Genomic DNA, 15,211 nt, shown 5'->3' with positions numbered 1-15,211 from the left:
CTAAAGTCCGCATTACGTTTAGGTGTTGTTGTGAGCAGTTTTTATTTCAACTCGAGTTGGATTTTCTTCTCAATCTTCTCTAGGTAATCAGATTCATTTTCCGCATTTCTAAATCCTTCCCATTCCGATTCAAACAAATCATAATATCTTTCGTTCATTTCTTTAAAATCCGAGGGTTTATAATAATCAACACTTCCTGCTCTTAGGCTATCTACTTCTCTTGCCATTTGCCTCCGGTAGATTTCTAGTAGGTCAAATTTGGCTTGTGAGACTCTAAGATTAAAACTGTCGGAGGTATCAGATACATATGATTCTTTAGGTATAAAAACTGTTTTGGACCTAAATAAAATGGGGTCGTCTACATTGTAGCGGGATGAAAGTCCGACTTTAGCATAAAGCCCTTCTTTATCTATAGTATTTGAGAAATCCTCCCAACTCAATTTATTTGATTCGGTCCAGACTATCTTATCTCTCAAAGTCCAATATTCAAGAAAATCGTAGTAATAGCCCATTAAAAAAATTCTGAAAACTATAAATCCAGAAATTATTAAAAATCCAATTATTAGGGTTTTCTGAATCCTATTCATATTATTTTAAATTGCTCACAACGTGTTTGTATATGGTTTGTTGCGTGTTTTAAGTACCTAATTTAGCAAATACAAACCGAATAGAAAATCCGCGAGGATTTTCGTAAGTAGGCGAGTACTAGCAATTAATTTTATACGGTGTTGTAAACAGTTATTATGTCAAATCTTTTTCATTTACAAAAACATCTTCATCTTTCAATTCTCTTACTATTCTTATTAAATAATCAAAACCACCGTGTTCAAAATCTGTATCGATATAATTATTTGGAAAATCACATTTTCTGTGGATAATATGTCCTGGATATTGTTTTCCAGTTAAAGTTGTATAGATTATTTCCTGTCCTTTTTGAAATTTCATTTTGATTTTATTTATTTAATAAATCTGCAAATCTTATCTTTCCTGTTATGGGTTGAGAATTATCACAAAATATTTCCCATTCTAATATGTTTTCATAATCGAAAGGGTAATTGGTTAGTTTTATTTCAGTTAACTTAAATCTTTGTCTTGGCAAAATAGGTTCGTATCTTGAAGGACCGTATTTTTCGCTGACATTACCCATTCCTGAAATTTGTACGTCAAGTACATCTCTTACGGTGTTGTCAGTATTTATTTGAAAAATTTCGTGGTTATAAGAATTATAATATTGTTCCTCACAAATCTTTTTTGGAATTCTAAATTTTACATTTACATATTTGGCATAAACAGAGCCTGAATTTATTGCATAAATAATGATTTCCTTGTGTTGATTTTTGAATTTAAAATCTAAAGAAATTACAGGATTTTTAGTTCTATTTAGAATATCTCTAACTTCATAGTCATACATTGCTGTAGATTGGAAGTTAAAACGTTTATAGTATCTTTTATCGTCTGCTTGATGAGCAGTATTACTTTTTTCGACTTCAACAACATAAACAACTTTATTAGGTTCGATATCGATTGGATAAATTTTAAAATTATTCAATCTAGGTCGAATCTTACTTTGAATTATTTGCTCTAACCATTCATTAGAAAACTGTTTTCGGTCAATTGCGTCAATTTCTTTTGGAAGGTGGTTATTGTTATCCTCTGCAATTCCATAGATTATAATTCCGCCGTCAGAATTCGCAAGAGAACTAACGTCTTTAGAAATTTCTGTTGTTTTATTATTTTGTTTCCCTAATGCACCAGAAGATTTATATTCAAGATTAAGACTTTCCTCAACTTTATTTTCAATGAGAGAATGTAGATATTCTAAATTGTATTCAGTCAAATTATTATGCTTTTTTTATTGATTTCAGAGTGTATTTGTCATATGCCATAACATCAAAAACTTTAGATTGACCAGTTTTCAACCATTTCTTGTAAATCAACTTTCCATTCATAAAAACGTAAAGTTCATTTTCTTTTGTTTTTTCTGTAAATACCATTCGGTTTTAATTGTTTACAACTATATATAAACTCAATTAATTGCGTTTATTCCGCCAATATGGGTGAGTAAACGCACATTTGGCTTTCTAGTTGTTTTATTTTCTTACAATATATATTAATTTTTTATACTGTAATAATGGAAATGTGTAATTGGTATATTTTTTAGTACAATTGGTAATTATGCATAAAAAATTCTAGAGATGTAAGTTCCCTATACTTTACTTATGTAGTGGTTTTTTATAAGAATAGTTGCGGGTTTGTAACGCCTTTTGGTTAAGTACTAAGTAGCAATTATTTTATATGGTATTGGGCACAGTTTTTATTACTGGTTGTAATTTCCTTTTGCCCATTTTATTGTCGGTTCAATCCATTCCTTTAATGGTTTAAATAAAAATCCGTGTCCCATTCCAGAATTCAGTTCTATTTCTTTAAAGTGTTTTATTTCACAATTCGAGATTTTCTTTCGTTCCAATGCGGAAACTCCAAATGGGTCGGATTTTTCGTAAATAGTTAAAATATTTCCGCAAAAATTAATTTCAGGTATATTTTGAATATCACTATTCCTAAAACTTGCAATAAATACAAAATTTAAATCCTGATTATTTGCTAAAGTCGAAACATATTGAGCTATATAACCACCTTTTGAGGTTCCAACAACAGTTATTTTTCTCGGTTCTACTCCATTTTTTATTAAACTGTCAATTTGGGTTACAATTCCAATTGCGTATTCTCTTGCGTTAATATTTCCACTCCGTTTTTCGCTTATTACTTTAAGTCCCCCTTTTTTAAGTTCAGCAATAATTTCGCTGTATTCAGTTCGTCCAAATTCGGGATGCAATTCATTCAGTTCGTGTTCTTCTAAAAATCGGTTATGAAGGAAGAAAACAAATCGGTCATCATTCTTGTTTTCGCATACAAACAAAATTGAGCAAAAAAGAATTCCAATTAATGTGCTTGTTTTCATCTTTTTTTTCGTTTCCTGAGGTTGCTTACAACGTTCTTGTAATTGGTTTGTTACGCCGTTTATGCACCTAATTTAGCAAATATAAACCTAATAGAATATTCCGCATAAAGATTCTAATGTAGGTTAAAACTAGTAATTAATTTTATACGGGTTGTAGCCAGTTTTACTCCGCTGCGAGCTTGAACAGGGTAAATGCGTCTGCTTTGGGTCTATACCCAACTTTTTCTTTCGATTCAGTAATATCCAATCGTTTATACCTGTTATCGGAAATAGCGTTCAGAACCTCATATTTAATATTTTCTGTTTCGATACACCCAATCAATAATTGATTAAAATCATCAGGATGCAGAAATGCACTTAAATCCCTCGCATTCATTTCAGTAAAGTCTTTTGGGAATTCGTACGCACCGATTCGCAGGCAAATGGCAGAAATTCCATTATTATAAGAATGGAAAGCCGCTAAAGCTTCTCCAAAACATTTTGATACTCCATAAATATTTTTCGGCTTAACGAGCATATTCTTGTTAACTTGGATATCCGTCGGATAGCTTTCTATGGTCTGGGCACTACTCGCAAAAATCAGTCTTTTGCATTTTGCTTTTACTGCTGCTTTAAAAATATTCTGTGTGGTTTTTAAGTTAGTTTCTAAAATCTCGTCCGATTCAGAAATCGGGTCTACTATTCCGGCCAAATGAATTACGGTATCGATTCCTACGCATAGTTTTGAGCAAATTGAAAAGTCCATCAAGTCTGCTTTTTCAATTCGCACATGGTTCGAAAAAGTACTGCTGTCCGTTACAATGTCTGCAACGGTTATTTCATATTTGTTGCTGAAGTTATGAACGAAATGTTTGGCTATTTTTCCAAATCCGCCGGTTATCAAGATTTTTTTCATTGAATGTATGGTGTTTCTTTAAATGTCTAGTCCTGAAATATGGCTATAACGTTCTTGTAATTGGTTTTTTACGCCGTTTATGCACCTAATTTAGCAAATATAAACCGAATAGAAAGCCCGATAGTTCACAAGCTTAGGGATACGTAAGTAGTCTAGAACCTAGCAATTAATTATACACGGTGTTACCCAACGTTTTTTATCATTTCGCTAATTCTATTTTCCGCTTCTGTTTTTAAAATTCCGCTGTAATAATCTCGAACAAATTGATGGTCAAAATCTTCGTGAGGAAATATTTCAGGTCTGTCATTTCCGCTTTTTGTCATTACATCGCAAGGAATTGAAGATGTATCTCCATATTCAGGAACATTGTTATATAACCAACCAAAGTATCCCGTTTCGTGATTCGGATTATTGTAATTCTTTTTATAGTCTAAATAACTTTTTTCGCTTAATGATACCCAAAGTCCGTATTCCAAAGTTTCGCAAGCGTCTTTTACTTTCTGAGTAAGCGTTACTCTTATAAAACGGTCAATTTGGTCTTGGTAATGAATTTCGCAAAAGTCCGATTCTAATTTTCCAAGTTCAGTTTTTTCTTTATCGGACAGAAAGTCGTAATTCGCAGGTGATTTAAACGCTAAAGCAGGCCATTCCGAATGGACATTTCCACATTCAAAGCATTTAAATTCCGTTGATTTATTTTTCTTTCTTTTCCAGAACATTATTCAAGAGTTTGATTCATTGCGATTGTCATCATTATTCCAATATATAAAAATGGAATTGCACTTAAAAAAATCCAAATCAGATTATTTTTCAAGTCAGATTTATGTTTTGAAAACAAAAGTATTGTGTTAACCAACGACCATAAAATTCCGCCATAGAAAACAAACAAGGAAATTAAACTACCATATTGGTAAATCCAAGTTCCTCTGTAAGGTTGAACCAAATATTTTAAAAGCATTGCACTTAAACAAATTCCGATAATCAGAATTCCGCTTTTTTTAGTCCAATTTATATTTTTAAGCATTATGTTCAATGGTTTGGTCAAATGTTGGGTAACGGCTGGGCTAAGGTTCGTTGCTGTGATTCGTCCGAAGGACAATCCAACCGAACCTAAAGATAGCTTTTTGCGCGTTTCGTGAGTTTCTTAAATTATGCACAACGGTTGGGCTATGATTTCGTTGTGGAATTTCACGTAGTGAACATTCCGCCCGAAATCCAACCTTAGCTTAAAAGTAAGGATTTCCGTTTAGGAAATCTGCAAGCAATGAATTTTAGCCATTGTTAGGCACAGTCTTTTTTTTAGCTTTCCGATTAAGTTTTCTCATATCCCTATTCTCCAGACGCACGGCTTTTTTGTCCCTTTTCAGATGGTCGTTCTGGGTTAAATAATGTATTGCAAATACTATTTGAACTCCTCTATCCTCAATGTTCATAGATTGAGGAAATTCTATAATATTACTTGCTATAAAATTTGTATTTCCCAGTCCACCCAGCTCAAGGGTTTCTCCGTATCTTGATAAGTATCCACTTGTTTTACCCAGCTCAAGCACGAAAGCCTTAAATTCTGGGTTAAAACTATAACAAAGACTTTCGTACTCGTACTTTGGTTTTTTAGACCTCCAAGATTTGCATAGAGCCCATATTTTTTGGAATGTATTTTTAGAGATTTTACGGTATAGCTTTTTTTGCTTTCTATAACTAATATTCTTTTCTATATAATTATTTTCCAAGTCTATAATGTCAGGCACCAAATTCTTAATACATTCTCCAAATTCAGTACTTTCCTTAGTCCCGCAAAGTTCACTTTGAAAAAAGTCCGCAATTGCATTCAAGTCCTTGATTTCATTTTCATTGAAATAAGTTTTAAAGTCCACCTCCGAACTTTGCCCTAAACAAGGCCCGAATATCAAAAACAAAAAATAGAGTGGAAGGGATTTCATTATTTTAGATTGTGCCTAACTATATATAAACTCAATTAATTGCGTTTATTCCGCCAATAGCGGTAAATAAATGCACATTTAGCTTACTAGTTGGTTTTTTTTTAGTTGTTTAATTTTCCTACAATGTATAACTATTTTTTATACTACAATTAAAGAAATGTGTAATTGGTATATTTTTTTAGTATAAATGGTAATTATAAGCACAAAAAAAAATCTAGAGAAACAAGCTCCCCTAGATTCTTAACTACTATAAAAATGTTTTAAATGTGTGTTACATATTGTATACGCCGCCATTTATGTCTAGTGTAGCTCCTGTGTTTATAAAATGTTTGGTTATAGCTTCTCCTATACCTTGTGCACCTGCAGTTGTAAGTATGTTTCTACTTGTATTTTTGGTTGTACTTATATTTAAATTAATATACTTTACCACTTTCTTCAATAATTGTATGTAAAGAAGGACTGTTAAGCTTATGAAGATCTATATGGTTATTATCTAAAAAATTTGTTAAATGAGTTAGTACATCTGCTTGTAAAACACCTATTGCAGCGGTTTTGTTTTCCTCAATGGCTTTTTCTTTAGCACCTCCAAAAAACTGACTAAATTTTGAAGTTGGTACTATTTTACACGCCCTAAATTCTACAACTAGTTTAATTTCTTCTGGTTGTACACGTGTGCTTGGGTAAAGGTGCGGGTGAATATGAAGAATATCTTCTTTTTTTATCATTTTTAAATGTAACCGAAAAATTCCAAGAATTGTCATCAACTATATCAGAATCGTTTTGGTTTTCTGGTGTAGCTTTGGTTAGTAAATTAAACCAGTTTATACTTTTGTATTGTTCTATTACCTCTTTGGTAGAAGAAACTGTAGTGTCTATTCTCTTTTCGTTAGACATATAATTTTCTATAGAAATTATGTATTTTTCCATAGTAACTTACTTCATTTTTTATTAGTTAATGTACTAAATGATTATAGCTTTTATATTATTTCCCTATTACTAGTTTTCCTTGGTTAAACCAACAGTAATAGCCCATTTCCCATATTTTAAAGTATGGCTCAAAAACATCAAAATTTATTTTTTCTTTGTAAGACGGATATTGAAAATAATACGATAAGTTATAATCACAATTTATAGCGTAGTATGCCTCGCTTAACACTTCAATAGTTGCTTCGTAATCTGTATTGTCTATAAACCAATCAGAAATTGACTCATAAACTATAGCGTTGGTATCGTTTTTATTTGTTCTAACATCTAGATCTGAAATTTCTACAGTTTTAATTTGAGTCATAGTGTCTATAAACTCCTGGTCGGCTGTAATTTTAGAGAACAATGTTAAGTTTTCAATGTATTTTTCTCCATACAACAGTAATAACTCTTTGTTTTTTGTAGGAGCCGGACAAAAATACGCGGGAGTTTTTCCTTCTGCAGCTAATTCATTAAAGATGCCTTTAGTAGCGTTAAAAATTTGTAGCAATCGTTTGTGATAAAGGTTTCCTTCTTTAATAGGTTTAAACACCTTTTCAATATTAGTTCCGTTGGGCATAAATGCTTGGAAATACTCATAAAATTGATGTCTCAAATCATCAGACTCAACATCTAAATCTATAACTTCATCTATAATATCTCCTAAATACTTAGCGTATTCTCTTTTTGTCATTTTAAGGTAGTTTGTGTTGCATAAATTTTATATCTAATAAATTTACATCTACGCTATAATTTTTTATAAAATTAAATGAATTGCTGTGTTTTTGTGCCAGTAAATGTTTTTTTGCCTAAAAACAGTTTATATCTGTAAGGTTTAATCTTACTTATTATAAAAAAAAGGGTTTGCTTGCTATACTCTCCGTTAGGAAAAATACAAACAAGCAAACCCCAGTTACTTTTATTATGCGCTAAGTAATACTACTTGCTTAGTTTTAGTTGGTTTTAGATTTTAAACGCTCAATTATTTGTAAGGCAACATCTTTAGATGATAAATAATTTTGTCCAGTTATTAAGTTTCCTTGTACTTCTACTTGAGACGTATTTCTTTTTGAAAACTGAAAAATACCGCCTCTTTCTTCTATGGTTTTTTGAATTAAAAAAGGCCAATGTTTAAAATATTCCGCATCTTTTTTCTCAAAAGAATCTGGATACCCATTAACAATTTTACCTTCATAAACATAGCGGCCATCTTTAGTTTTAAGGTTTACAATACCAGCTGTACCGTGGCAAACGGAAGATATAATTCCGTTATGCTCCTCGTAAATTTCCATAGCAATTTTTTGGATATCCTTGTTTTCTGGCACGCCATACATAGCACTACCACCACCAATATAGTGTACAGCTTTGTAATTTTTAGCAATAATTTCTATTGGTTTTTTAGTGTGTTTTAGTGCGTACATAAAGTCTTTGTTGTACACAAGGTTTTTTTGTAACGGGTCTAATGTGTCTATATACGTTAACGGAATGCTTCCGCCGTTAGGACTAACAAAATCTACAGTATAACCAGCATTTTTAAAAGTAGTATAGGCATTGGTTATTTCAGAAAAACTATTGCCTGTAGCAATATCAGAATCTCCATAAAATGATGCGTTAGATACTATAAATAAAATTTTATCTCCTTGTTGGTTGCTGTTTTCACTAGCTGCAGATTTGCTAATAATTTCCCATTGGTTTTTAATTTTTTTAAGGAGAAACATATCTATGTACCTAGAGTTGCTCTCAGGAAAAAGAATTTCTGCCTTAGCGGTAGCTATACCTTCAAAATTATCTATAGATATTATGTTACCAATTCTCCCATTAAATTCTCCTTGTTTTTTTGTTTTTATACCAGCCAATATATTCTTTTACAGGAACTACCCATAACGTTTTTTCTTTGTTTTCTAAATATAAATTGGCATTAACATAAAATGCTTTTTCTATTAATTTTGGTTGGTTGTAAGATGTGCCGTTTATGTAATTTAAAATGGTGGTTTCTATTTTAGACCTGTCTGTTTGTGCAATAGTTATATTGCTTACTATTAAAAAACCAATGGTTAAAAAAAAATGTTTCATAAGTGCATTATTGTTTATAATTAATGCAGCAATAATAATAGCTATCTTCTTTTTGGTTGTTACAGATTTATACCATAAAACTCCTAAAGTATACATTAGGAATTTTGTAACACATTAATTTTTAGTGTATTTGGTTGGTGTTGTGTTGGTTACTTTTTTAAAGGCGGTGTAGAACGTGCTTTTAGAATTAAAGCCACTTTGCTCTGCAATTACCTCAATTTTTAAGTTTGTTTTAGATTTTAAAAGCTGTTTAGCTTCTTCAATTCTATACTCATTAATAAATTGTGTAAAGCTTTTGTTTAAATCGTTATTTAAAACTTGCGAAAGTAATTGTGGTCTAATATTTATTTTTTTGGCCAATATTGGTAACGTTAAATTTGGGTTTTTGTATAATTCTTCTTCTTTAAAAGCAAATTTTATTTTGTTTACAATTTGTTGCACTTCATCTTTTTGCAATTGTATAGCGCTGTATTTTTCTTTCTTTTCTGATGTAATAAAATCTTTTTTTCTTTTATAAAATAAAAGTAATCCAGACAAGTAAAAGGCAAACGTAAATGAAAAAGCACCCAAAATGTACGATGTGTAATTAGCGGTATAGTAAGCAATCCAAATAATAAAAACGCCAAAAAATACGCTTAGCATCCAAACATCATCATAGTTTAGTTTTTCTTTTTTGTTTGTTATTTTTTTAAAGGCACTTTTTAGTAAAAAAGCAGAAACTACTATATATGCCAACCATTGATAGTTAATTACGGTATAAAAATGAGTAGTCCAAAGCTTTACGTTAGTAGTATAAGGGTATAGCAAGCCCACACCAAAAATAAGTAGTATTAAAAGCGATATTTGAAAAACTAATGATGTACTATACTGCTTGTAGGCAGTTGTTTTAGATTTAATATAAAAATATAAAAAGGGCCCTATAAGAAAACAGGCCGATAGGCCAATTTGCAAGTAATTTTTAGATAAATCTGGATTGTAATAAAAGAATAAAGATTTCCAAACTCTAATACTTAAAGCAGCTAATAACAAGCCCAAAAAGTAATTAGAATTATTTATTGGTTTACAAAAAAATAAAAAATATAGACTTAAAACTAAGCTATTAAAAGCCCCCAGTGCACTAAAGAAAAATATTAAATTATTATCTAAGTTCAATTTATTGTTCTGGTTTTACAGCAAGTAAATATAACATTCTGTTTTAACTTTTTAGCTGTTGGCACTAAATTTTATACTTGGCGCGTAGCAAATGTCTTTATAACTAAATATTAATTTTCTAAATAAAATTTAAATCTTCCGGATGCTAAAACTAGTTCGTTATCAGTTAATTTTAAAATATTTAATTCTTTTTTCTCTTTTTTAGTATAGATGCTTATGGTACTATCATTAATATGCCATGTACCTTGCATACTAGATCCCATTTGTGTTATTAATTTAACCTTATTTTGGGGCAGAAAGTTGTAACACATTTTAGAGTTTATATCAATCTTTATAGGAACGTACTTATTTAAAGTTAAGGGTGTCATTTTTTCCATTTTTTGTACTCTCCAATTTTTGATAATTTTTTCTTCCAATTTGTTGGTACAAGAATAAAATAGAGTAATACTAGTTACAGTAAGTATTTTTAATATATTTCTCATTTAGTTTATTTACTAATGGCTCTTGTTAGATTATATTAATTGCAAGGTTCTTGTAATTGGTTTGTTACGCCGTATATGCACCTAATTTAGCAAATATAAACCGAATAGAAATTTGCTAGTCCACAAGCTTCGGGATTTGTAAGTATACAGGAATAAGCAATTGCCCATAGCCATTATAACCAGTTATTTTTAATAGCCAACAGCCCTTCCTCCTTTGTTTAATTTACGAACTGTTGAGCCGTGTAAATTGCCAGCATCATCTCTCTTAATTCCTATCCAATACCCAGGCATAGTGGTATTATGTTCAAAACCACCATCACTAAGTTCATTTGCTTTATCAATGACGTTTAGTTTAAACTCTGTTGAATCAATAGTACGTGGAAATCCATTTTGTGGTTTTGCGAAATTAACAAATCCTAAATTGGGTATTTCTATTGCTTCTTGCGGTGTCATTTGATAATCCATTACTGCTAATAAACTGGTAATGGTTTTGGCATGAAGTCCAGCTCCTATTGAGGCAAATCCTAATATTGGTTTGCCATCTTTGAATATAATTCCTGGATTAGTTGGGTCAGGTAATCTTTTACCAGCCCCAGCTTTTGCTACTTCTTGTTGTTGAAAAGAAGCAGGGTCGGGTATAGAAACACCGTCAATAAAAATTCCTGTTCCTCCCCAACTAACTGCATTAATACTATGTGTCATAGCACAGATGTTTCCTTTTTCGTCTATAACAACAACAGCGTCAGAGTGTTTAGGTGTGTTTTTTGTTTCTGGTGATGCTCCAAATAATTGTCCTTGTTTAATAATTTCGTAAATAACTGTAGCATTTTCTTTTTTCAATCTACCTTCTGATGAAATATCAAGATTAGGGATAGCATTAAGTACGTTTTTTACATACGGAAAAAGTTCACCGAATTTGATAATATCAGATAACTCTTTGAGCACTTTAGGGTCTTCGTAATATCTTGGTTTTTTAGAAAATTGAGCTTTTTCTATTAAGTTTAGCGCTTCAATAGTATTTACTCCTCCAACAGCTGGAAGACCGTGAACAAATAATTCATGATTGTTGTAGTTCTGATTAAGTGGTTCGTTCCATTCTACTTGATAATTTTTCATATCATCTAGTGTTAGTTTTCCTCCTTCAGATTGTACCACACTTACCATTTTTTTTGCCCAATCGCCATTATACATATAATTGCTACCTAATTTTACAACCTTTTTTAGAGTTTTAGCCAACTCTGGCTGGGTAAAAGTATCGCCTATTTTGTAAAATGTTCCGTCACTTTTAGTAAACACAGCTTTTGTTTCTGGTAATCTTGATAGAATTTCCTTACGGTAATTAAACTGTTTTTGTAGACCTGAATTCCATTCGATTCCATTTTCTGCAAGACCAATAGCGTTTTCAAAAATATCAGCAAAAGGTAGGTTGCCAAATTTTTGGTGTGCGGATTCAACTCCAGCCATAAATCCGGGAACTAATACCGAGCGTCCATCTGAACTGGGTGCCTTTTTGGTTAAATCAAGACTAACACTACCAGGAATACTTAATGGGTCTTTTTCGTTTTTAACGGTGTTAAAAGAGGCATTCATATTATAAACTTTTCCTGTTTCACTGTCGTAATAGACGATATTCATAAGTCCTGCATAACTTACCCAAGAACCAGCAGCAAGCGTTATTTGTGATAGCGCTGTGCTCAAGGCTGCATCCATAGCACTACCGCCTTTTTTTAATATTGTAACACCTCCGTTTAATGCTTCTGCACCTGTAGTGCCACAAACCATTGCTTTATTAGACGGAATTGCTTTTTTTTCTGTTTTCACCACTTTGTTTTTTGAAGAACAACAGCACATTAAAAAAAATGTTGATAAAATGATAACGTATTTCATATTTTTAAATATTAATTAGTGGTATCTAATTCATACCTTTTTAGAAACATTTCTTTGGTAGTTTTATAGAAATAATCTCCTACCTCTTGCGTGTGTATGCAGTAAGACATTTCAGCACCCATAAGTGTGGTATTAAATAAAATTAATTCACTCTCTGCATTTTCTACATTTCTACTTTCATAAATTGAATGCAAACACGCAAGCATTTTTTTGTAAACCTCATTATTTTCTAAATTCAGTTTAGATATAAAATTTGGTTCGTTTAGCATAATACTGAAATACAGTTTATATTGTGACTTTTGCTTGTCTAGTCCAGTTTTTGAGAGTTCAAAAATCTTTTCAATACACTTCTTTAATGGCAAATTCTTCAGGTCAAGTGCAATCATTAATTCCCACTTAGGAATTAACCAATCAAGCATTATTTCACTTATTAGGCCTTCCATATTTTTATAATGGAAAAATAGCAAGCCCTTAGAAACCTTTGCTTCATTTACAATCATATCTGCAGTAACTGATTTATAACCGTATTGTTGAAATAGGGCTATGGCACACTTTTTTATATTCTCTTTTTTAGACATTTAGTACTATTTAAACAAAATGACTGACTAGTTAGTCAGTTAGCAAAACTATATATTTTATACATCATTACCAAATAGAAATTTGCTAGTCCAGATATTTTAGAGTTCTTAAGCAGAGATAAACAAAACTCTTCTATGGTAAAATCAGGACTAATATATGATGATTCTTACAGAAGCACTCTAGCTAAAAATTAATGATTTTTTACTTGGTTTTTACCATAGTACTTTGTTGTGCGTTCGTATTTTATTTTTCAGAACATTTTCTCAAATGATTTTCCGTTTAATCTATAAACTCCTCCATTCGCCATTCCAAAAAGTAAATTATTACTATTGTCATTATAGATAGTCCAAATCATTGATTTAGATAATGAGCTATCAATGGTAAAGTTTGTCAAAGTCTTGCCGTCATATTTCCAAGCTCCTGAATCCCTATCTCCAAACCAAATGTTTCCTTCTGAATCTTCTTCAATAGCAAAAACTGATTGTAATCCTGTATTTTTATCTAATTGTTGTGATTTAATGTTCGCTTCAAACTCATTCAATGGAATTAGTTTTCCTTGTTCTTTTGAGAAATGGGTTATTCTTTCTCCATTTATTAGAATTAAGCCAATTCCATTGTTTCCTATCCAAATTCTTCCTTTTGAATCTGCTAAGACACTTCTTATGTGTATTAACTCATCATTTTTTAGGTTTAACTTTTTTCCGTCATAAATATCTACCTTTTTACCGTCATAGCTAAATAGTGCAGAGTAGGTTGCAATCCATAACTTTTCGTTTTTGTCTTTTGATATGCCTGTTACGCCAAAAGATTTGTTAGGATTAATGTTTTTTGGTTTCGGAAATATCAGGGAATACATTTCCTTTCCGTCAAAACGATTGATACCATCTTCTTCACCTGCATAAAACCATAAGTTTCCTTTTGTTAAATTCCAATCTAGTTCTGGATTGCCAATTTCAGTTGGGTAATTTGTAATTTTTAGCCCATCATAACTACACACTCCATTAGCAGTTACAATCCAAATTATTCCATTTTCATCTTCTTGAATAGAACGGATTTGATTGTTTGGTAGCCCGTCATTTGTTGTTATATATTTAAACAATTTCCCATCATAAACACTTACACCTTCGTTATGACTACCAAGCCAATAATTGCCTTTACTGTCTTGTAAAATAGCACGGATTCCAGAGGTTAATTTTAAGGTGTCATTTTCTGAAATCCTTACAAATTCAGAATTATCAGTTTCCTTATCTGATTTCTTATTTTCAGCACAAGAAAGGTTCAGAGTCAATATAAATAGTAAATAAATTAATTCTATTTTTATGTTCATTCGGGTTTTTCTTATAAGACGAACAACGTTAAGTATAAGAAAAGTTGCGTGTTTGTGTGCGAGGATTTTCCGAAGGAAAATTAGAAGCTAGCAAACGAGCAACTAACTTTGGTTTAGCTAAAACTAGCAATTTTTTTATACGGTGTTGTGGTTAGTATTTTATTTATTTCTAATATTTTAAGTCAGATAAAATGATTATTTATCCTAATCCTAATTGATAGTCCAAATCTAATTCTCTAATTACTTCTCCTTTAGAATTTGTTAATATTTTTAGCCATTCTGCAAAATTTTCAACTTTAAAATGTAGTTTTTTGTCACTTAAACTATAATAAGCTAAGGGCCATTCTCCATCCTTGGTGTCTTCTGAAGTCAACCAACACCAAGCTCCTCCATTTGAATCTTCAGACATTAAACATAGTAATGAGTTCACTTTTATTTCTTTATTATCTAATTCTATTTTTTCATTCAATTCATTTCTATAATCAGATAGCCAAGACCTATTTCTGATACTGTCTATTGAATTTGTATAAATCCAAGTTCCACCGTCTCCAAAATATTTTAAAAACAACTTATATGATAGAGGTAAAGTTAAATTTATTTGCTTTTCAATTTCAATTATTTCTGTTTCTGTTAAAGTCGGTTGAACATCGTCGTGAAACTGAAACTCTTCTAACATTTTAATAAGTAGCCTAGATATTTTATGTTTATTATGTGAAGATTTGTTAATAGCTTGTATTCTTTTAGCTATTTTAGCCCTTTCCAACATTTTAGTTTTTATTTCATTAGATTTTTTTTTGTTTTCAAGATGTAAAAACCTAATTATTAATGAAGCAAAAAATACAATAGCTAAAATTCCAATTTTCATTTTATTTCATATAGGTTTTATGTTCTACGTATTGTTTGGATATTAACCACAACGGTTGGGCTAAGGTTAGTACGGGATTAAATTAGCAT

The 15,211-nt window shown here is 31.1% G+C and carries 20 protein-coding genes; all 20 read right to left on the bottom strand.

Going from position 1 to position 15,211, the window contains the following annotated elements; translation table 11 throughout:
- Positions 1-41: 41 nt before the first annotated feature.
- Positions 42-587: a hypothetical protein gene (locus tag KLA_RS10975; protein ID WP_034645837.1), complete on the bottom strand. Its 546-nt coding sequence runs from the start codon at positions 585-587 to the stop codon at positions 42-44.
- A 154-nt stretch (positions 588-741) separates the two neighbouring features.
- Complete coding sequence (locus KLA_RS10970; protein ID WP_034645836.1) at positions 742-945, bottom strand: hypothetical protein; 204 nt, start codon at positions 943-945, stop codon at positions 742-744.
- 7 nt (positions 946-952) lie between these two features.
- Complete coding sequence (locus tag KLA_RS17625) at positions 953-1,837, bottom strand: helix-turn-helix domain-containing protein (RefSeq protein ID WP_051456092.1); 885 nt, start codon at positions 1,835-1,837, stop codon at positions 953-955.
- Positions 1,838-2,317: 480 nt separating this feature from the next.
- Entirely contained in the window at positions 2,318-2,959 is a 642-nt protein-coding gene (locus KLA_RS10960) for a hypothetical protein (RefSeq protein ID WP_034645835.1), read from the bottom strand.
- Between the two features lie 163 nt (positions 2,960-3,122).
- Positions 3,123-3,854, bottom strand: a complete 732-nt coding sequence (locus tag KLA_RS10955; protein WP_034645834.1) for an NAD-dependent epimerase/dehydratase family protein — start codon at positions 3,852-3,854, stop codon at positions 3,123-3,125.
- A gap of 182 nt (positions 3,855-4,036) precedes the next feature.
- Positions 4,037-4,573, bottom strand: a complete 537-nt coding sequence (locus KLA_RS10950; protein WP_034645833.1) for a DUF2199 domain-containing protein — start codon at positions 4,571-4,573, stop codon at positions 4,037-4,039.
- Positions 4,573-4,878 carry a hypothetical protein gene (locus KLA_RS10945; protein ID WP_034645831.1) on the bottom strand — a complete coding sequence of 102 codons (306 nt, stop codon included), beginning with the start codon at positions 4,876-4,878 and terminating at the stop codon, positions 4,573-4,575. The genes KLA_RS10950 and KLA_RS10945 overlap by 1 nt, the downstream gene beginning before the upstream one ends.
- A 247-nt stretch (positions 4,879-5,125) precedes the next feature.
- Entirely contained in the window at positions 5,126-5,794 is a 669-nt protein-coding gene (locus KLA_RS10940; RefSeq protein WP_034645829.1) for a hypothetical protein, read from the bottom strand.
- A gap of 271 nt (positions 5,795-6,065) precedes the next feature.
- Positions 6,066-6,233 (bottom strand): hypothetical protein, encoded by a 168-nt coding sequence (locus KLA_RS18100; protein ID WP_161633464.1) that lies wholly within the window; start codon positions 6,231-6,233, stop codon positions 6,066-6,068.
- Entirely contained in the window at positions 6,208-6,519 is a 312-nt protein-coding gene (locus KLA_RS10935) for a hypothetical protein (RefSeq protein ID WP_034645827.1), read from the bottom strand. The genes KLA_RS18100 and KLA_RS10935 overlap by 26 nt, the downstream gene beginning before the upstream one ends.
- The gene (locus tag KLA_RS17970) at positions 6,443-6,721 is read right to left on the bottom strand and encodes a hypothetical protein (RefSeq protein ID WP_152536845.1); all 279 of its coding nucleotides are present in this window, start codon (positions 6,719-6,721) and stop codon (positions 6,443-6,445) included. Before KLA_RS17970 ends, KLA_RS10935 begins: the two co-directional genes overlap by 77 nt.
- A gap of 55 nt (positions 6,722-6,776) precedes the next feature.
- Positions 6,777-7,451 (bottom strand): hypothetical protein, encoded by a 675-nt coding sequence (locus KLA_RS17620; RefSeq protein WP_051456091.1) that lies wholly within the window; start codon positions 7,449-7,451, stop codon positions 6,777-6,779.
- A 259-nt stretch (positions 7,452-7,710) separates the two neighbouring features.
- Positions 7,711-8,613, bottom strand: coding sequence for a type 1 glutamine amidotransferase domain-containing protein (locus tag KLA_RS10925; RefSeq protein WP_235183549.1), 903 nt, complete (start codon positions 8,611-8,613; stop codon positions 7,711-7,713).
- Positions 8,576-8,926, bottom strand: a complete 351-nt coding sequence (locus tag KLA_RS18335) for a hypothetical protein (RefSeq protein ID WP_235183545.1) — start codon at positions 8,924-8,926, stop codon at positions 8,576-8,578. The genes KLA_RS10925 and KLA_RS18335 overlap by 38 nt, the downstream gene beginning before the upstream one ends.
- An 18-nt stretch (positions 8,927-8,944) precedes the next feature.
- On the bottom strand, positions 8,945-9,865 hold the full coding sequence (locus KLA_RS10920) for a helix-turn-helix domain-containing protein (RefSeq protein ID WP_152536844.1): 921 nt from the start codon (positions 9,863-9,865) through the stop codon (positions 8,945-8,947).
- A 227-nt stretch (positions 9,866-10,092) separates the two neighbouring features.
- Complete coding sequence (locus KLA_RS10915) at positions 10,093-10,464, bottom strand: lipocalin family protein (protein WP_034645825.1); 372 nt, start codon at positions 10,462-10,464, stop codon at positions 10,093-10,095.
- A gap of 189 nt (positions 10,465-10,653) precedes the next feature.
- Positions 10,654-12,285, bottom strand: coding sequence for a gamma-glutamyltransferase (locus KLA_RS10910; protein WP_034645823.1), 1,632 nt, complete (start codon positions 12,283-12,285; stop codon positions 10,654-10,656).
- A 77-nt stretch (positions 12,286-12,362) separates the two neighbouring features.
- The gene (locus KLA_RS10905) at positions 12,363-12,929 is read right to left on the bottom strand and encodes a TetR/AcrR family transcriptional regulator (RefSeq protein WP_034645822.1); all 567 of its coding nucleotides are present in this window, start codon (positions 12,927-12,929) and stop codon (positions 12,363-12,365) included.
- 251 nt (positions 12,930-13,180) lie between these two features.
- Positions 13,181-14,257: a two-component regulator propeller domain-containing protein gene (locus tag KLA_RS10900; RefSeq protein WP_034645821.1), complete on the bottom strand. Its 1,077-nt coding sequence runs from the start codon at positions 14,255-14,257 to the stop codon at positions 13,181-13,183.
- A gap of 199 nt (positions 14,258-14,456) precedes the next feature.
- The gene (locus KLA_RS10895; protein WP_034645820.1) at positions 14,457-15,122 is read right to left on the bottom strand and encodes an SMI1/KNR4 family protein; all 666 of its coding nucleotides are present in this window, start codon (positions 15,120-15,122) and stop codon (positions 14,457-14,459) included.
- Positions 15,123-15,211: the final 89 nt, after the last annotated feature.

It is taken from the genome of Cellulophaga geojensis KL-A (assembly GCF_000568425.1).
Classification (GTDB): Bacteria; Bacteroidota; Bacteroidia; order Flavobacteriales; family Flavobacteriaceae; genus Cellulophaga; species Cellulophaga lytica.
Note: the sequence above shows the minus strand (reverse complement) of the source record. Positions and strands in the feature narration are given on the sequence as shown.